A 16380-nucleotide genomic window follows, 5' to 3' on the forward strand; every position below is an offset into this window, starting at 1 on the left:
TCTGCTTGGACCATAGCTCTATAGTGCTAGTTACCTAGATGAATGAGGTAACTGATGATCGAGTTCCATCTGGACGGCCGGTCGGGGGTCTCGCCGTACCAGCAGATCGTGCAGCAGGTCCGGAACGCGTTGCGGCTCGGACTGCTGCGCGAGGGTGACCAGCTGCCGACCGTGAAGGACGTCGTCGCGGCGCTGGCGATCAACCCGAACACCGTGCTCAAGGCGTACCGCGAGCTCGAGCACGAGGGCCTGGTCCAGGCCCGCCCCGGGCGCGGCACGTTCGTCACCCGCACCCTCACCGACAACTCGCTGGCCGCCCACGGCCCGCTCCGCCAGGACCTGCGCCGCTGGCTGGCCAAGGCCCGCAAGGCAGGCCTCGACGACGAGAGCATCGAGGCGTTGTTCCTGACAACCTTTCGGTCCGCCGCTCAGGAGGACATAGCGTGACGAGTGTTCTGCAGGCCCACGGGCTGGGGAAGAAGTACGGGCGGCGCTGGGCGCTGACCGACTGTGACGTGGAGGTTCCGGCCGGACACGTGGTCGGGCTGGTCGGGCCGAACGGCGCCGGCAAGAGTACGTTCCTGAACCTTGCTGTCGGCATGTTGTCGCCCAGTGCCGGGTCCGTCGAGGTGCTCGGCGCGGCGGCCGGTACGCAGCAGGCGAAGGTCGGGTACGTCGCTCAGGACACGCCGACGTACGGGCGGTTGAGCGTCAGCGACCACCTGAAGCTCGGGGCGCGACTCAACCCGGCATGGGACGAATCCCTTGCCCAGCAACGGGTTCAGCGCCTCAAGCTCGATCCGAAACAGCGCGCCGGGCGGCTGTCCGGAGGTCAGCGGGCACAGCTCGCGCTGACCCTCGGGCTGGCGAAACGGCCCGAGCTGCTGATCCTCGACGAGCCGGTAGCCGCGCTGGATCCGCTGGCCCGGCGCGAGTTCCTGCAGGACCTGATGGAGGCGGTCGCCGAACAGGAGCTCAGCGTCGTACTGTCCTCGCATCTCGTGTCCGACGTGGAACGCGCGTGCGACTACCTGATCGTGCTGGTCGATTCGCGGGTTCAGGTGAGCGGCGAGATCGACACGTTGCTGGCGACGCACTTCCGGATCACCGGCCCGCGGCGCGACCAGAAGGATCTGCCGCGGGAGCAGCACGTCGTCACGGCGAGCCACACCGACCGGCAGTCGACGTACCTGATCCGGACCGAACAGCCGATCCACGATCCGTCCTGGACGGTCACCCAACTCACGCTCGAGGACCTCGTACTGGCCTACATGGGCCGCGACGCCCAGCCCGAGCGCCCGGTCCTGGAGGTGCAGCGATGATCTGGCTGACCTGGCGGCAGTTCCGCGTCCAGTTCCTGGTCGTGGCAACAGTGATCGTCGCCGCCGCGATCTTCTTCGCCACAACGGGCCCCGGTCTGCTCGACGACTACCACCGGTGGACCACGGCCTTCATCCAAAACCTCGGCTACCAGCGGCTGAATCCCTTGCTGTACGAGGTCGGGATCGTACTGCTGTACGCCGTACCGCCGGTGATCGGCGCCTTCTGGGGCGCGCCACTGATCGCCCGCGAACTGGAGACCGGCACGCACCGGCTGGTCTGGAGTCAGAGCATTTCGCGGTGGCGCTGGCTGACCACCAAGCTCGGCCTGACCGGCCTCGCCGCGGTCGGTATCGCCGGATTGCTCAGCTTCGCGGTCACCAAGTGGTCGGCGCCGATCGACGACGCCATCAACGCGGGTCAGGACTCGAACACGTTCCTGCCGCGGATGTTTCCGCTGCAGTTCGGTGCGCGGGGCCTGGTGCCGGTCGGATACGCCGCGTTCGCGTTCGCCTTCGGTGTCGCGATGGGGCTGGTCATTCGCCGTACGGTCGTGGCGCTCGCGGTCACGCTGACCGTGGTCATCCTCGTGGAGGTCCTGGCTCCGTCGCTGATCCGGCCGCATCTGCTGGCGCCGACCGAGTCGAACCTGACCGTGTCACAGGACAACATCCGCGGCTTCGGGATGACCGGCCCGAACGGAACGGTCAAAGAGATAGAAGTCGCATCTGGGGCTGTGGGCGCTTGGAAGTTCTACGACAGGACCGTCGACAAGGCCGGCAACGCGGTGAGTTCGCTGCCGAACTGGGTGATCGACTGTGCACCGGCCGCGCCGCCTCCGGGCAATGGCAGCGTGTCCTTCCAGGGCAAACCATCACCAAAGGCAGCTGCCTGTTACCAGCGGCTGGCCGACGAAGGCTACCGCCAGCACATCAAGTACTTCGCGGCAAACCGCTTCTGGGCGTTGCAGTGGCGGGAGTTCGGGTTCTTCGCCGTGCTCGCGTTGCTGCTGGCCGGGTTCAGCTTCTGGCGGATCCGGCGCGACCTGTCGTGAACCTACGTACCAGCAGGCCGGCTGCCAAGACTGCGGCGGCTACTACTGCTGAGGTCCACGGGAGGGTGACCGCGAGCACGAGGCAGCCGGTGAGGCCGAGGATGTTGACGGCTCGAGGCCAGCGGCGTTGGTCGGCCGGCTGGGTGAAGGCGGAGGCGTTCGCGATCGCGTAGTACAGCAGGACACCGAAGGACGAGAAGCCGATCACCCCTCGGAGATCGGTAGTGAGGACCAGGATCCCTACCACCACGGCGAGCGCGAGCTCGGCGTGGTGCGGGACCTGGTAGCGGGGATGTACGGCGGCCAGCCACGACGGCAGGTCGCGGTTGCGGGCCATCGCGAGGGTCGTACGGCCGATGCCGGCGATCAATGCAAGCAAGGCCCCGAGACTGGCTAGGGCGGCACCGATCCGGACCGCCGGTACCGCCCAGGCCGCACCTACTCCGTCGACCGCGGACGCGAGGGGCGCCGCGGTCGACGCGGGGTCGCTCGTCTTCAGCAGGGCGACGGCGACCGCGAGGTAGATGCCGATGGCAATCACCAACGCGATGCCGATGGCGCGCGGGATGGTGCGGGCCGGCGCGCGGACTTCTTCGCCCATGGTGGCGATCCGCGCGTAGCCGGCGAACGCGAAGAACAGCAGGCCGGCGGACTGCAGGATGCCGTACGCCGAGGTGCTCGTTGTGGTGTGGTGGGTGGGGTGGCTCGAGTACAGCACCACCAGGACGACTGCCAGCACCAGCAACGTACAGGCCACAAGTACCCGGGTAAGCCTGGCTGTCCTGGTGATACCGCGGTAGTTGACGCCCGCCAGCACCACGACCGCCACCAACGCGATCAGCCGCTGGGCCCAGTGGTTGGGCACCACATAGGTGGCAAACGTCAACGCCATCGCGGCACACGAGGCGGTCTTCCCGATAACAAAACACCACCCCGCCGCAAACCCCCACCACTCCCCCAACCGCTCCCGCCCGTACACGTACGTCCCACCCGACACCGGATAAACAGCAGCCAACTGAGCCGAAGCCACGGCGTTGCAATAAGCAACAACCGCAGCAATCACCAGCCCGATCAACAACCCGCCACCCGCAGCCCGAGCAGCAGGCGCCCAAACCGCAAACACCCCCGCCCCCACCATCGACCCCAACCCAATAACCACCGCATCAGGAAGCCCCAACCGCCGCGCGAGCGCCTGCTGTGAGGTCACCTCAGTTGGTTTCTGCCAGGGCCGCGGCGATTTTCGCTTCGGCATTGGCTACGGACTCCTTGGGGGCTTCGGGTAGGACGTTTGCCCAGAGGGCCAGCATTTCGCGTTTGGCTTCGAGCATGCCCAGGGGGCGCGGGAAGAACCAGATGTGGAAGTGGGCCGAGCCGTCGCCCCAGCGGTAGACGTGCACCCGGGCGACGTCGCCCAGCCCGAGGATGGCTCGTTCGACGCGGGCGACGATCGGGGCGTACGAGTGCAGCAGGTGGTCGGGCAGGTCGGCGAACGAGTCGTGGTGGGCACGGCTGGCCAGCCACACCACGCCGGGGATGGTGACGCCGGTCGCGCGGCACAGCGCCCAGTTGTCGTCGTACCAGATCGGCTTCTCGTGGTCGGAGTGTTCGAAGTCGGCCAGCCAGTCACACAGGCCGCACGGGGCGCCACCCGGCTCGCCGACCCGCGGCGGCTCGGGGATCACCCGGGCCTGCGGCTCGCGGACGACCAGCGGTTCGGCGTACGGAAGAGTCATGGCAATCTCCTGCGCAAGACGGTGATGATGCCGCCAGTGAAACACGCCCGTTGCATAAAACGCAACAGGTATGTTTCACGCCTCGATCACCCCGCGGAGCACCAGGTCGAGAGTCAGCCGCCGCGCCCGCGACCGCGACCAGTGGTGCCGCCCGCGCATGTGGACGTACGTGAACGCCGCCGACACCATCAGCACCTCGGCGACGTCACTGATCCGCCCGTGCGGATGCAGCGTCCCGTCCGCCTCTCCCTCACGGAGGAACCGCTCGAACGGGTCCAGGAACGACACCGGCCCGTTCCGCGCCTGCTCCTGATGGAAGACCAGGTCCGACGACAACATCAACGGCAGATGCCGGTCGATCACGTCGAACAACGCCTCCAGCGTCCGGATCAGTCCCTCGCGCCCGGTACCCGAGCCGGCCAGCACCGGCCACATCGTGTCCCGGTAGTCGTCGGCCAGCGCGTCCAGCAGCGAACTCAGCAACGACTCGACGGTCAGCCCCTGCCGCCACAGCGTCACCCGCGAGCGCCCGACCTGCTCGGCGACGCGTTCCAGCGTCACGCCGGCCCAGCCGTGCTCGGACAGTACGGCGATGGTCGCCGTACGCAGCGTCTCGTCCACCCGCGGCCCCTTGCCCTTGTGCAACATGGTCGTTGCATTGCACCATGACTGTACCAACAGCGAGGAGGAGCAGGCGTGGACGTCCAGGGTCGGGGTGGCGCGGGCAAGGAACGGACCGAGCTCCGGGTGCAGCTCACCGCGCAGGAGCACGCCGGGCTGACGGCGCTCGCCGCGGGGCTGCGCGGCGTGGCCGAGTCCGACCTGTCCGAAGAGGACGCGCTGGTCGCGGCGCTCGAACTCGCGCTGACCCGCCTGATCGACGACTTCGAGGTGCCGGACCCGACCGCCCGCGAGGAGGTCCAGCGTGCGCGCGACGACCTCCGCGCGCACTGGATCCGCGGAGCGGCGACCCTCTAGACGGCCTTCAGTACGCCGAGGAGCCGCGCCACCTCAACTGCTACGGCGTCACGTGCGGGGCCGAGGTACTTGCGGGTGTCGACCAGCTTCGGGTTGTCGGCCAGTACGTCGCGTACGACGCCGGTGAAGACGTTGTTGAGGTGGGTGGCGATGTTGACCTTGGTCATGCCGGCTTCCACTGCCCGCGTCAGATCGGCATCGGCTACGCCGGACGAACCATGCAGCACCAGCGGGACCGGGACGATTTCCTTCAACTGTGTGATGAGTTCGAAGTCCAGAGTGGCGGTTCGTTCGGTCATGGCGTGGGACGAGCCAACCGCTACCGCCAGCGCGTCGACCCCGGTCGCTTCGGCGAAGGCCAGGGCCTCGTCGGGGCGGGTGCGGGCGCCGGGGGCGTGGACGCCGTCCTTGCCGCCGACCTCGCCGATCTCGGCCTCGACGAAGACCCCGTGGTCGTGGCAGTACGCCGTCACCTCGCTGGTGGCCGCGACGTTGTCGTCGTACTCGAGCTTGGACGCGTCGTACATCACCGACGTGAAGCCGAGCGACACCGCCTCGGTCACCAGGTCGCGGTCCATCGCGTGGTCCAGGTGTACGACGACCGGCACCTTCGCGTCGGCCGCAGCCGCCAGCGTCGCGACCCCGATCGGCTTGAGCGAACCGTGGTACTTCACTGCGTTCTCACTGATCTGCAGGATCACCGGCGCCCCGGCCTGCTCAGCGCCCGCGATCAGCGCGGTCGCGTGCTCCAGCTGGATCACGTTGAACGCGCCTACTCCACGACCCGCCTTGGCCGCACTCAGAACAACCTCGGCACCGGACACCAACGGCATGAGAACTCCCTTAATTTACGACAACCTGAGGCTGCCAACGCCGGTAGGCAGCCAGATCGATGTCTCCGGCAACAGGCGTCAACACAGCGGCAGCGGACGCCGCGACAGCAGACTTGAGTACGACCGACCAGTCCGGCTCCGGCGCTTCCGCCACAGCGGCCGCGACCACCGCCGTACACGCATCCCCTGCACCAGTGGGGTTTCCGCGGACCGTCTCGACCGGCAACGCTCGCCAGACGCCCTTCTTGCTGGCGGCAACCATCCCGCGCGGCCCGTCGGTGATCACCGCCGCGGTCGCCCCGAGCGCGACGAGCTCCGACGCACCTTCCTCGACCTCGACATCCCCGACGGCGGCACGCAGTTCGGCCGCGTTCGCCCGCACCACGGCACCAGCACCGGCCGCGGCCTTCAGCGCATCGCCGCCGGCGTCGATCACCGACAGTACGTCGTGATGCCGCGCGCGTACGGCCAGCTCGGCGTAGGCGTCGGCCGGGATCCCCGGCGGCAGACTGCCCGAACACGCGAGCACCCCGAGCCGCCCCCACGGCATCCGGTCCCCGAACGCCCGCCACTCGTCGGCGCTGACCGACGGACCGGCCTCGTTGAAGATCGTCGCGTCCCCGTCCACATCGTTGACGATGGCAACGGTACGGCGGGTCTCGCCGGCGATCGGGGTGAGCAGCGCGGTCAGTCCCGCGTCGAACAGTTCCTCCGCGACCAGCTCGCCGGTCACGCCACCGACGAACCCGAGCACCAGCGCCTGGTGCCCGAGCGTCGCGGCGACCCGCGCCACGTTCACGCCCTTGCCGCCGGCCCGCCGCCGGATCCGGTCGACGCGGTGGCTCCCGCCGACCTGCAGTTCGTCGACCTCGTACGTCACGTCCAGCGCGAGGTTCAGCGTGACGGTCCCGATCAGTCCAGCCACGACCCCGCCCGCATCACCTTCTGGACGGCGTACTCGTCGTCGAGCAGCACCAGGTCCGCGCGCTTCCCGGTCTCGATCGAGCCGACGTCGTACCAGCCGAACGCCTGCGCCGGCGTGGTCGACGCCATCCGGGACGCGTCCACCAGCGACGTACCGGCGTTGACCGCGTTCCGGAACGCGACGTCCATCGTCAGCGTCGAGCCGGCGATCGAATGGCTGCCGTGCGCAAGCGTCGCGAGACCGTCTTTGACGTCCACCTCGAGGCTGCCGATGTGGTACCGACCGTTCGGCATGCCGGTCGCCATCATCGCGTCGGTGATCAACGCGATCCGGTGCACGCCGGCTGCCGCGAGCGCGACCCGGACGACCTGCGGGTCCAGGTGCATGCCGTCGTTGATCACCTCGAGCAGCAGGCGTTCGTCGTTCAGCGCGGCGCCGACCGGGCCGGGGTCGCGGTGGTGGAACGGCCGCATCCCGTTGAACAGGTGCGTGGCGACAGTCGCGCCGGCGTCGGCACCGCCGACCATCTGCTCGTACGTCGCGTCGGTGTGCCCGAGCGCCGCGACCGCGCCGGCGTCGACCACCTGGCGGATCGCTTCGAGGCCGTTCTCCAGCTCCGGGGCGATCGTCACCATCTTCACCGCGTCGCCGAGCACCTGCGCGACATCGTCCTTGAGCGGCGGCCGGAGCAGCGACGGCTCGTGCGCACCGCAGCGCGCCGTGGACAGGAACGGCCCTTCGAGGTGGACGCCCGCGATCACGCCGTCCTCGATCAGCTCCGCGAGGCACGCAGTCTGCGCGACGAGGTCGTCGAGCGACGCGGTCACCAGGCTCGCCATTGTGGTCGTCGTACCGTGCTTCGCGTGGAAGGCCGCGACCTTGCGCGCCTCCTCCGGGTCGGTCGTGGAGTACGTCGACCCGCCGCCGCCGTGGGTGTGGATGTCGACGAACCCCGGTACGACGGTCACGTTGCCGAGGTCCTCGGGCCGCTTGCCGTCGGCCGGCATCCCCTCGGACCGGCGTCCGAACGCCCGGATGTCCTCGCCGTCCACCTGGATCCAGGCGTTCTCCAGCACGTCGTCCGGCGTCACCACCCGTCCCACCCGGTACGTCGTCATGCCGTCTCCTCCTCCTGCGCGCGGTCCCAGGCCATCTGCGCGGCGCCGAGCATGCCGGCTTCCTCGCCGAGCACGGCCGCCACGATCTCCGGTTCGCGCTGGAACGTCAGCCGCGCGTGCACCCCTTCGCGGAGCGGTTGCAGCAGCGTCTCGCCGGCGCCGATCAGGCCGCCGCCGATGGCGATCCGGGTCGGCGCCACCAGTGTCGTGTACAGCACCAAGGCGTCGATCAGCGCGGTCAGCGCGTCCTTCCAGACCGCCGCGGCATCCGGGTCACCGGCCGCCAGCAGCTCCATCACCTCACGGGCGCCGTCGACGGTCCGTCCCGTGCGGGCGGTGTACCGGCGGGCCAGCGCGGCGGCGGACGCGACCGTCTCGAGGCAGCCCCACTGCCCGCACGCGCAGAGCTCGGCGGCGTCGCCGTGGATGAACTTCGAGTGGCCGAGTTCACCGGCGTACCCGTCGCCGCTGACCAGCGAGCCGTCCACGATCATCGCGGCCGCGATCCCGGTACCGAGCGGGAGGAACATCGAGTTCGTGGTCCCGGCCAGCGCACCCTGCCGGAACTCGGCGTACCCACCGGCGCGGACATCGTGCGCCAGCACGATCGGGACGTCCGTGGCCACCGCCGCCTGCAACGAGGCGAGGACCGGCGTACCGACCCACTCCAGGTTCTCGGCGCCGACGGTGCCGTGCTCCGCGTCGATCACGCCTGGTACGACCACACCGATCGCGCGTACCCGGTGGCCCTCGGCGGTCGCCTTCTGGCCGAGCTCGACCACCGTCTCCAGCAAGGCGTCGAGCACGGCACGGCCACCGTCCCGCGGATCGGCCCGGGGCGTCGGCCTGGTCTCGCGGTGCAGCACGGCACCGTCGGCGGCGACCAGGCCGCACTTCATCCGGGTTCCACCGAGGTCGACGGCAACCACGACTTCACAGGGGTCCACAGAGCGCCATTATGCAGCGTTACCCCGGGGTCCGAACATCCATGAGCAAAACACGGACAAAACCGTGGGCAGGGAATCCACGGTTTTCCGCTCGCTGCTCCCCCAAGCAGGACCTTGGTCAGGAGCGCAGGCCGCGGTCGAACGCGGCGACCAGGAAGGTCACCAGGTTCTCGGCGAGCTTGCCCGGGTCCTCGGTGCTCCCAGGGCCGGCGGCACCCGGCACTGGAGCGAGGGCCTGGGACTGGTGCAGCGCCAGCAGGCCCTGCATGTTCAGGTACCCGAAGGCGACCGCGTCCGGGGACGCCTGCGGCAGCGCCTTGCGGAGCGCGGCCAGGTACCTGCTCTCGATCGGATCCGACTCGGCCGCGTACAGCTCCCGGATCCGGCGGCTCGGATCGAACGCGATCCGGCCGATGAACCGCGCCACCACCGCGCCACGTTCACCACGGCGCAGTACCAATTCCAGACCGGGTTCGACGAACGCCCGGATGATCTCCTCGGGCGTCGGCTCGCCGCCCGCTTCCAACTGGTCCAGCCGGCGCCGCCGTTCGGTGTTGACCGGCGCCATCGCGCGCCCGACCGCGGCGCGCAGCAGTGCTTCCTTCGAGCCGAAGTGGTAGTTGACCGCCGCGATGTTCGCGGCCGCCGCGACCGTGATGGCGCGCAGCGACGTTCCTTCGTAGCCCCCCTCGCCGAACCGTTGCTCGGCGACGTTGAGCAACCGCTCCCTGGTCGTCTCGACCGGTGTTTCCACAGAGTTCTCCTTCCCCCCGGCTACCGCTCGCTCAGGCACCCCACCTGCTCACGCGCAGTAGCTTGCAGTCAGCATAGTTCAAACGGTCGTTTGAACAGGAGGGTCCAGCTCAGTTATCTCCGAGAAATCCTCAGATTTCTCTGAAACCCTTTTCTTCCCACCGCTCTCACCCTTCACACCTCCACCACGAACCGTGCGCGAACGGGTGGAATCCGTTAGTGCGTTAGGGTCGTGGGCCATGACTTTGGTGCGGGTCGAGCGGCGGTTCCAGGGGCCGGAGCGGTCGGGCAACGGCGGGTACGTGGCCGGTCTGGTCGGGACCGCGGTGGCCGCGGAACTGGACGGGTCACAGGTGCCCAAGGTGACGTTGCGGATGCCGCCGCCGCTGGAGCAGGACCTCGATCTCACCTCCGGAAAACTCACCGACGGTGACGTTCTGGTGGCCGAGGGCGTACCGGTCGACAGCGAGTTCCTGGCCGACGCGACGATCGACCCGGTGCTGCCCGGCGAGGCGCGCGCGGCCGAGGCATCGTACCGGGGTCTGCACGATCACCCGTTCCCGACCTGCTTCGTCTGCGGGCCGGCGAACCAGCGCGGCCTGCAGTTGAAGCCGGGCCCGATCGGCGGCGGCCGGACGGCATGCACCTGGCGGCCCGCGGCGGACCTCGCGACCGACGGACTCGTCGACGAGGTGTTCCTGTGGGCGGCGCTGGACTGCCCCGGCGGCTGGACGATCGACCTCGACGGCCGCCCGTCCGTCCTCGGTCAGCTGACCGCGTGCATCGACGCACGCCCGCAGGCCGGCGAGGAATGCGTCGCGCTCGGCCGCTACCTCGGCGAGGACGGCCGCAAGACGTTCACGGCCAGCACGCTGTACGACGCTGACGGCCGGGTCCTCGCCCGCGCGAAGCACACCTGGATCACGGTCGACCCGGCTGCCTTCAACTAGCGCTACGAGCCGCGTGGGCGCGGACCTTGGCGCGGTTGCCGCAGGTCGCCATCGAGCACCAGCGCCGACGGCCACGCGGGTCGAGAAACAGCCAGCCGCACGACGGGCAGGTCCGGACGTGCTCGCGGGCCGGACCGGTGAGCAGGTCGCCCGCGAGCAACGCGAGGTTGTAGAGCGGCAGCGCGAGGTCCTCCGGGAGCTCCCAGGCCGGTCCGTCGTCGGACTGTACGAGCCGCCGCCGGCCGGACGCCTTCTCGATCAGCCGGGCGGCCGCGTCGAACGTCGACTCGGTCGCCTGCCCGGTGAGTACGTCGTACAGGTCGACGCGGAAGCCGAGGGTGGCCTGCAGCCGCCGTACGACCTCACTCGGGCTGCTGCCGGCCTGCTCGATCAGGCGGAACGTCGTGGCCGGCGACAACAGGCCGGCGTACGAGTTCCAGATCACGAAGGCCTCGTACGACGTCAGCCACTCGGTCCGGGCGGGGCCACGGGTGGTCCACTCGGACCGGGTGTTGACGAAGTCGAGCACCGGATGCGCGCCGACCGGCTTGGGCAGGACAACGCCCTGCACCAACTCCAAGTGCGACGGCAACGCGGTCATGCGTTCATCTTGCCGGTTCGGTCGGCTGCGTGCTCGGCGACTGCGTGGTGGTCGGCACCGGGATGCTGACGTTGCCGTTCTGCGGGATCACCATGAACTGGATCTTGCCCGACTCGATCGCGGACTTCAGCAGGTAGCCGTTCGCGCCGAGCAGCTTGACCTGCTGCTGGACCGACTGCAGCTCGACCTGGACCTGCTGGTTCTTCTGCTCCTGCGTAGCCTTCGCCAGCTCGGCGCGCTGCTTCGCCTCGAGCCCGTCGATGATGCCCTTGTCCAGCGGCATCGGCTTCTGCACCGTGAAGGACAGCTCGCCGCAGTCGTTGGTGCCGTTGTAGCCCGGGCCGCAGAAGTAGTCGCCACCGACCGCGGCCGGCAGCAGCCGGGTGAACTCCTTGGCCGCGGCGGTCTGGAACGCGGACTTCTTCGCCTCGTTGTTGTACAGCTCGGCCCAGCCGTAGTTCGTCGCGACCGCGGACAGCGCCCGGTCGATCTGCGGGCGGAAGTAGCTCTGCAGCATGTCGTTCCAGCCGCGTTCCTCGTACGCCTCGGTCTTCAGGCCGATCCGCTCGTGGAAGGACTTGATCACGTCCTTGTCGCGGTTCAGCGTGAAGTACACCTGGACCCGGACGCCGAGCCGCACGTTGTCCTTGCTGACCACGGTGACCTCGTCGGCCGCGTCCGTGTCGGCGCCGTCGCCGCCGATGATGTACGAGCGCTGGTCGATCGGGTACGTGTAGACCGTGTCGCCCGGGCCGATCAGCTTGTTCGTCGAACCGGGCGGGATGATCGACTTGAACTTCTTGTCCTCGATCACGCCGCCGCCGTAGTGCAGGCCGATCCGGTTGGCGTCGGTGTTGGCGAAGTTGAAGATGTTGAACAGGATGATCAGCGCGATCACGCCGACGACCAGTCCCCCGATCACCTTCGCCTTCACGCTGCCTTTCGGCTTGATCGCGGCGGCTGCGCTCCCCAGTTTTGCCATCAGTCGTCGAGCTCCTTGTGTTCCACCATGCGCCGTACGTCGGCCAAGGTCAGGTCGGCGGTGACCGCGACGTCGCGCGGCACCGATGGATGCGAGCTGAGCGTACGCAGACCCTGCTCGGCCGCCGCGACCGCCTTCTCCAGCGCCCTGACCTCGTGCATCAGCGCCCGGTGTTCGGCGTTCAGTTCGGCCAGCGCCTGCTCCGCGTTCACCGCCCGGCGGTACGACGCCCACGCGAACCAGGCGGTTCCGATCAACAGCACGATCGCCGGCAGTCCGAGTCTGATCATGGCGTCGATTGTGGTTCATCCCTGGGCGAAAAACGGTTGAAGGGCGAACGGCGCGGCAGTAGGTTCTCAGTACACGCGAAGGGAGGTGGTCCAACGCATGAATTGCTATCGGACTCGTGAGGTGGCGGCGGGCTAACCGCCAACCACAAGTTAGTGGGCAAGTGGTCGGCCAATACAACGCCAGCCACCGGGCCCGCGGGCAGTCAGGACAGTCCGCCTGACCCTGAGCACGGCCACCCGGTCGCGCCTCAGGAAGCGCCCGCGGGCTTCTTTCTATTCTGGTTCCGGGCAGTCCAGACCCAGCGCCTGGCCGATCTCGAAGAGCTGCGCCTCGAAGTACGCGGCCGCGTCCGGCAGCACCCAGTGCAGCTGGCCGAAGACCTCCATGCAGATCAGGCCGTACAGCCTGGTCCAGTAGTTCAGCGACAGGTAGATCGCGCCGGCCGGCATCCCGTGGAAGTGCTCCGACTCGGCGGTCAGCTGCTCGACCAGCGCGGACCCGAGTTCGGCGTCGGCCGGATGCGGGAACGGCTTCTCGTGCCAGATCTGCGCGACCAGCTCCTTGAACAGCCCACCGAAGCGCATCGCGGCTTGGTGCCCGGGCGTCGCCTCGTGATCGTCGTCGTCCGGATTCGGTACGGCCGTCCCGAACACCAGCCCGAACTCCGCCGGATGGGCGAGCGCCCAGTCCCGCAGACCGTTCGCGAGCAGGTACAGCTTAGCGCCGAGATCGCCCTCGTCCATGCTCGCGAGATCCATCAGCGCGGTGGTCAGCTCGTCGTACAGATCGGTGACCAGGGCACCGATCAGCGCCTCGTGGCTCGGGAAGTACCGGTAGAGGGCGGGCGGGGTCAGGCCGAGTTCCCGGGCGACCGCGCGCAGGCCGACCGCCGACGTACCGCCGCTGACCAGCAGTCTGCGGGCAGCCGCCTTGATCTCGGTCAGGGTCGCCGCCCGGCGCCGGTCCCGGCTGTCCACCTTCAACTCTCCCTTGACATCGCAGTAGTGCCCGACCGTAGAGTGAACACCGTTAACAGTTAACACTGTTCACTCGACGCCTTCCGCTCAATCTACGCCCTTCGGGAGAGTTCGTGTTCGAGACGCTCGGCCATTTCACGTACCGGCGGCGCCGGTTGGTGCTCGCGCTGACCGGAGTTTTCGTCGTCCTCGGGCTCGCCTGGGGCACCGGCGTGTTCGGCTCGCTTGCGAACGGCGGCTTCGACGCGCCGGACACCGAGGCCGCGAACGCGGTCAGGACCATCGAGCAGAACGTCGGCCGCACCGGCACCGACGTGATCGTGCTCTACCGCAGCCCGTCGTCGACCGTCGCCGAACCGGCCTTCCGGCAGGCCGTCGAGCAGCATCTGTCGGCGTTGCCGACCGCCGACGTGACCGGGGTGGCGACGTACTGGAGTACGAAGTCGCCGGCGTTCGTGTCGAAGGACCAGCACAGCACGTACGCCGTCCTCACGCTGGCCGGCGCCACGCCGGAGGACCGGCTCGACACCTTCCACAAGATCGCGACGCAGGTGCGGTCCCAGGCGCACGGGCTGGACACGAAGGTCGGTGGCGAGGTCGCGGTGTTCGACGAGGTGAACACGCAGACCGAGCACGACATCGTGAAGGCCGAGTCGATCTCGACGCCGATCGTGCTGGTGCTGTTGGTCGTGGTGTTCGGTGGCCTGGTCGCCGCCTCGCTGCCGCTGTTCGTCGGCGCGCTGGCGATCCTCGGTGCGTTCGTCCTGCTCCGCGGGTTGTCGGCGGTCACCGACGTCTCGATCTTCTCGATCAACATCGTCACGATGATCGGGCTCGGCCTCGCGATCGACTACGCGTTGTTCATCGTCACCAGGTTCCGCGAAGAGCTTGCGCACGGCAACGATGTCGAGACCGCGCTGACCGCGACGATGGCGACCGCCGGGCGGACCGTCGCGTTCTCCGGCGTGACCGTCGGCGTCGCGATCAGCAGCCTGGTGCTGTTCCCGGTGATGTTCCTGAAGTCGATGGCGTACGGCGGTGCCGCGGCGGTCGCGATCGCGATGATCGCGGCACTGACCGCACTGCCCGCGCTGCTCGCGGTCCTCGGGCACCGGGTCAACAACCTGCGGATCTTCAAACCCCGTCGTTCCGCCGCCGAGCACGGCACCTGGTACCGGCTCGCGCACAGCGTGATGCGGCGGCCGGTGCGGTACGTCGTCGTCCTCGTACCGGTGCTGCTCGTGCTCGGGATCCCGTTCCTGAACGCACAGCTCGGCGGGGTGGATCACCGGTCGTTGCCTGCGGGCGCCACCTCGCGGACCGTGACGGAAACGCTGCAGCGGGACTTCCCTGGCGCGGGCGGGTCGGACATCTACGTGGCAGTGCGAGTCTCCTCGGATCCTTCGGCGACGCTGGCGCCGTACATTGCCCAGCTGAAGCAGGTGCGAGGCGTGGAGGACGTACGGCTCGGTGGCTATGCGCACGGTGTCGCGTCAGTCGTCGTACACACGCACTACACCGGGCAGGAGTTGCCGGCGCGAGACGTCGTGCACGGGGTACGGGCTGTGCCTGCACCTGATGGCACCTCTGTGCAGGTCGGAGGTGAGACGGCGGCGGTGATCGACCTGCTGCATGTGCTGAAGGAGCGCGCGCCGTACATGGCCGGGTTCATCGTGATCGTCACCTTCGTGCTGCTGTTCGTTGCCTTCGGCTCCTTCGTGTTGCCGGCGAAGGCGCTGGTGATGAACGTGCTGTCGTTGTCGGCGGCGTTCGGGGCGATGGTGTGGATCTTCCAGGAAGGACACCTGTCCTGGTTGCTGAGCTTCACGCCGGCCGGGTTCCTCGACGCGACGAACCCTGTGCTGCTGTTCGCCGTACTGTTCGGGCTGTCGATGGACTACGAAGTGTTCCTGCTCAGCCGGATCCGGGAGGAGTACGACCGGACCGGCGACAACACGCAAGCGGTCGCGCTCGGGTTGCAGCGGACCGGCGGGATCATCACCAGCGCGGCGTTGCTGCTGATCATCGTGGTGGCCGCGTTCTCCACGTCAGGCATCGTGTTCGTGAAGATGATCGGCGTCGGGCTGGTGATCGCGATCGCGCTGGACGCGACGATCGTGCGGGCGTTGCTCGTGCCGGCGACGATGCGGCTGCTCGGCCGCGCGAACTGGTGGGCACCCGCTCCGCTGGCTCGCTGGTGGAAGCGGCATGGCTTCCGCGAGACGGGCGATCAGGGCTGGAGCCTGGACAACACCCATGACGACGAGCTGGTACGGCGGTAGGCCAGGCGATCGTGCAGCCGGCCGGTACGGCCCTGCCAGAACTCGAACACCTCGGGGGCGACCAGGTAGCCGCCCCAGAAGTACGGGGTGGAGATCTCGGTGCCTTCCGGCCACTGGCGCTCGTACGACTCGTACTGCAGGTCCAGCTCTTCACGGGACTCGACGGGCTGGCTCTGCTGTGAAGCCCAGGCGCCGAGTTGGGAGCCACGGGGACGGCTGGCGAAGTACTCGTCGACCTCTTCGGTCGGGAGCTTCGTGACGGTGCCTTCCACACGTACCTGGCGTTCCATGGCGTGCCACGGGAACACCAGAGCGCACTGTGGGTTGGCAGCGAGGTCGTCAGCCTTGCGGGACTGCTGGTTGGTGTAGAAGACAAAGCCACGCTCGTCCAGGCGCTTCAGCAGCACCGTCCGCGCCGACGGGCGGCCGTTGGCGTCAGCCGTTGCCACCACCATCGCATTGGGCTCGGCCAGACCCGCTTGGCGCGCTTGCTCCAACCAGGTCTGGAACTGCTTCAGAGGGTCGGCATCGACCTGACTCTCGAGCAGCTCACCAAGGCCGTACGTCTCCCGCATCTCGCCAAGATCCACAGCTCGACATTACTGAGGTGGCCGAACGGGTCACAAAGGTGTCCGG

19 protein-coding genes are annotated in these 16380 nt (G+C 68.5%); 6 read left to right on the plus strand and 13 right to left on the minus strand.

Going from position 1 to position 16380, the window contains the following annotated elements:
- The first annotated feature begins 54 nt into the window (after positions 1–54).
- Genes ACFYRU_RS04260 through ACFYRU_RS04270 form a run of 3 tightly spaced genes read left to right on the plus strand, consistent with a single transcriptional unit; the run spans position 55 to position 2374 of the window.
- Positions 55–447 carry a GntR family transcriptional regulator gene (locus tag ACFYRU_RS04260; protein ID WP_387652797.1) on the plus strand — a complete coding sequence of 131 codons (393 nt, stop codon included), beginning with the start codon at positions 55–57 and terminating at the stop codon, positions 445–447.
- Positions 444–1322, plus strand: coding sequence for an ABC transporter ATP-binding protein (locus ACFYRU_RS04265; protein ID WP_387652799.1), 879 nt, complete (start codon positions 444–446; stop codon positions 1320–1322). The genes ACFYRU_RS04260 and ACFYRU_RS04265 overlap by 4 nt, the downstream gene beginning before the upstream one ends.
- A complete protein-coding gene (locus tag ACFYRU_RS04270) occupies positions 1319–2374 on the plus strand; it encodes an ABC transporter permease (protein ID WP_387652801.1) in 1056 nt (351 codons plus the stop codon). The genes ACFYRU_RS04265 and ACFYRU_RS04270 overlap by 4 nt, the downstream gene beginning before the upstream one ends.
- On the opposite strand, the gene ACFYRU_RS04275 is transcribed toward ACFYRU_RS04270, so the two are convergent.
- The 3 genes from ACFYRU_RS04275 to ACFYRU_RS04285 all read right to left on the minus strand — a co-directional run bounded on the left by ACFYRU_RS04275 (position 2340) and on the right by ACFYRU_RS04285 (position 4755).
- Positions 2340–3626: an APC family permease gene (locus ACFYRU_RS04275; RefSeq protein ID WP_387652803.1), complete on the minus strand. Its 1287-nt coding sequence runs from the start codon at positions 3624–3626 to the stop codon at positions 2340–2342. The two genes, ACFYRU_RS04270 and ACFYRU_RS04275, sit on opposite strands and share 35 nt — an antisense overlap.
- On the minus strand, positions 3583–4107 hold the full coding sequence (locus tag ACFYRU_RS04280; protein WP_387652804.1) for a hypothetical protein: 525 nt from the start codon (positions 4105–4107) through the stop codon (positions 3583–3585). The genes ACFYRU_RS04275 and ACFYRU_RS04280 overlap by 44 nt, the downstream gene beginning before the upstream one ends.
- A 75-nt stretch (positions 4108–4182) precedes the next feature.
- Positions 4183–4755, minus strand: a complete 573-nt coding sequence (locus ACFYRU_RS04285; RefSeq protein WP_387652806.1) for a hypothetical protein — start codon at positions 4753–4755, stop codon at positions 4183–4185.
- Positions 4756–4803: 48 nt separating this feature from the next.
- On the opposite strand from ACFYRU_RS04285, the gene ACFYRU_RS04290 reads away from it, so the two are divergent.
- Positions 4804–5085, plus strand: a complete 282-nt coding sequence (locus ACFYRU_RS04290; RefSeq protein ID WP_387652807.1) for a hypothetical protein — start codon at positions 4804–4806, stop codon at positions 5083–5085.
- Here ACFYRU_RS04290 and ACFYRU_RS04295 read toward each other — a convergent pair.
- The 5 genes from ACFYRU_RS04295 to ACFYRU_RS04315 form a co-directional block, all read right to left on the minus strand.
- Complete coding sequence (locus ACFYRU_RS04295; protein WP_387652808.1) at positions 5082–5918, minus strand: ketose-bisphosphate aldolase; 837 nt, start codon at positions 5916–5918, stop codon at positions 5082–5084. The genes ACFYRU_RS04290 and ACFYRU_RS04295 overlap by 4 nt on opposite strands.
- Positions 5919–5928: 10 nt before the next feature.
- A complete protein-coding gene (locus ACFYRU_RS04300) occupies positions 5929–6843 on the minus strand; it encodes a 1-phosphofructokinase family hexose kinase (protein ID WP_387652810.1) in 915 nt (304 codons plus the stop codon).
- Positions 6831–7961: an N-acetylglucosamine-6-phosphate deacetylase gene (gene nagA / locus ACFYRU_RS04305; RefSeq protein WP_387652812.1), complete on the minus strand. Its 1131-nt coding sequence runs from the start codon at positions 7959–7961 to the stop codon at positions 6831–6833. The genes ACFYRU_RS04300 and nagA overlap by 13 nt, the downstream gene beginning before the upstream one ends.
- Positions 7958–8908 carry an ROK family protein gene (locus ACFYRU_RS04310; RefSeq protein WP_387652813.1) on the minus strand — a complete coding sequence of 317 codons (951 nt, stop codon included), beginning with the start codon at positions 8906–8908 and terminating at the stop codon, positions 7958–7960. The genes nagA and ACFYRU_RS04310 overlap by 4 nt, the downstream gene beginning before the upstream one ends.
- A 118-nt stretch (positions 8909–9026) precedes the next feature.
- Positions 9027–9662, minus strand: coding sequence for a TetR/AcrR family transcriptional regulator (locus ACFYRU_RS04315; RefSeq protein WP_387652815.1), 636 nt, complete (start codon positions 9660–9662; stop codon positions 9027–9029).
- A 238-nt stretch (positions 9663–9900) separates the two neighbouring features.
- On the opposite strand from ACFYRU_RS04315, the gene ACFYRU_RS04320 reads away from it, so the two are divergent.
- A complete protein-coding gene (locus tag ACFYRU_RS04320; protein ID WP_387652816.1) occupies positions 9901–10611 on the plus strand; it encodes a hypothetical protein in 711 nt (236 codons plus the stop codon).
- On the opposite strand, the gene ACFYRU_RS04325 is transcribed toward ACFYRU_RS04320, so the two are convergent.
- The 4 genes from ACFYRU_RS04325 to ACFYRU_RS04340 all read right to left on the minus strand — a co-directional run bounded on the left by ACFYRU_RS04325 (position 10604) and on the right by ACFYRU_RS04340 (position 13462).
- The gene (locus ACFYRU_RS04325; RefSeq protein ID WP_387652818.1) at positions 10604–11212 is read right to left on the minus strand and encodes a CGNR zinc finger domain-containing protein; all 609 of its coding nucleotides are present in this window, start codon (positions 11210–11212) and stop codon (positions 10604–10606) included. The genes ACFYRU_RS04320 and ACFYRU_RS04325 overlap by 8 nt on opposite strands.
- Positions 11213–11216: 4 nt before the next feature.
- The gene (locus tag ACFYRU_RS04330) at positions 11217–12194 is read right to left on the minus strand and encodes an SPFH domain-containing protein (RefSeq protein WP_387652820.1); all 978 of its coding nucleotides are present in this window, start codon (positions 12192–12194) and stop codon (positions 11217–11219) included.
- Positions 12194–12484 (minus strand): hypothetical protein, encoded by a 291-nt coding sequence (locus ACFYRU_RS04335; RefSeq protein ID WP_387652822.1) that lies wholly within the window; start codon positions 12482–12484, stop codon positions 12194–12196. The genes ACFYRU_RS04330 and ACFYRU_RS04335 overlap by 1 nt, the downstream gene beginning before the upstream one ends.
- A gap of 273 nt (positions 12485–12757) precedes the next feature.
- Positions 12758–13462, minus strand: a complete 705-nt coding sequence (locus ACFYRU_RS04340; RefSeq protein WP_387652824.1) for a TetR/AcrR family transcriptional regulator — start codon at positions 13460–13462, stop codon at positions 12758–12760.
- A gap of 113 nt (positions 13463–13575) precedes the next feature.
- Here ACFYRU_RS04340 and ACFYRU_RS04345 point away from each other — a divergent pair, with 113 nt between their 5' ends.
- Entirely contained in the window at positions 13576–15744 is a 2169-nt protein-coding gene (locus ACFYRU_RS04345; RefSeq protein WP_387652826.1) for an MMPL family transporter, read from the plus strand.
- Here ACFYRU_RS04345 and pdxH read toward each other — a convergent pair.
- Positions 15693–16334 carry a pyridoxamine 5'-phosphate oxidase gene (pdxH, locus tag ACFYRU_RS04350; protein WP_387652827.1) on the minus strand — a complete coding sequence of 214 codons (642 nt, stop codon included), beginning with the start codon at positions 16332–16334 and terminating at the stop codon, positions 15693–15695. The genes ACFYRU_RS04345 and pdxH overlap by 52 nt on opposite strands.
- Between the last annotated feature and the right edge of the window lie 46 nt (positions 16335–16380).

Source organism: Kribbella sp. NPDC004536 (genome assembly GCF_042873835.1).
Taxonomy (GTDB): domain Bacteria; phylum Actinomycetota; class Actinomycetes; order Propionibacteriales; family Kribbellaceae; genus Kribbella.

Bases quoted from the DNA above. Each gene is read 5' to 3' on its own strand.
- ACFYRU_RS04260 (WP_387652797.1), top strand. From the start codon at position 55: ATGATCGAGTTCCATCTGGACGGCCGGTCGGGGGTCTCGCCGTACCAG.
- ACFYRU_RS04270 (WP_387652801.1), top strand. From the start codon at position 1,319: ATGATCTGGCTGACCTGGCGGCAGTTCCGCGTCCAGTTCCTGGTCGTG.
- ACFYRU_RS04275 (WP_387652803.1), bottom strand. From the start codon at position 3,626: ATGCCGAAGCGAAAATCGCCGCGGCCCTGGCAGAAACCAACTGAGGTG.
- ACFYRU_RS04280 (WP_387652804.1), bottom strand. From the start codon at position 4,107: ATGACTCTTCCGTACGCCGAACCGCTGGTCGTCCGCGAGCCGCAGGCC.
- ACFYRU_RS04285 (WP_387652806.1), bottom strand. From the start codon at position 4,755: ATGTTGCACAAGGGCAAGGGGCCGCGGGTGGACGAGACGCTGCGTACG.
- ACFYRU_RS04295 (WP_387652808.1), bottom strand. From the start codon at position 5,918: ATGCCGTTGGTGTCCGGTGCCGAGGTTGTTCTGAGTGCGGCCAAGGCG.
- nagA (WP_387652812.1), bottom strand. From the start codon at position 7,961: ATGACGACGTACCGGGTGGGACGGGTGGTGACGCCGGACGACGTGCTG.
- ACFYRU_RS04320 (WP_387652816.1), top strand. From the start codon at position 9,901: ATGACTTTGGTGCGGGTCGAGCGGCGGTTCCAGGGGCCGGAGCGGTCG.
- ACFYRU_RS04325 (WP_387652818.1), bottom strand. From the start codon at position 11,212: ATGACCGCGTTGCCGTCGCACTTGGAGTTGGTGCAGGGCGTTGTCCTG.
- ACFYRU_RS04330 (WP_387652820.1), bottom strand. From the start codon at position 12,194: ATGGCAAAACTGGGGAGCGCAGCCGCCGCGATCAAGCCGAAAGGCAGC.
- ACFYRU_RS04335 (WP_387652822.1), bottom strand. From the start codon at position 12,484: ATGATCAGACTCGGACTGCCGGCGATCGTGCTGTTGATCGGAACCGCC.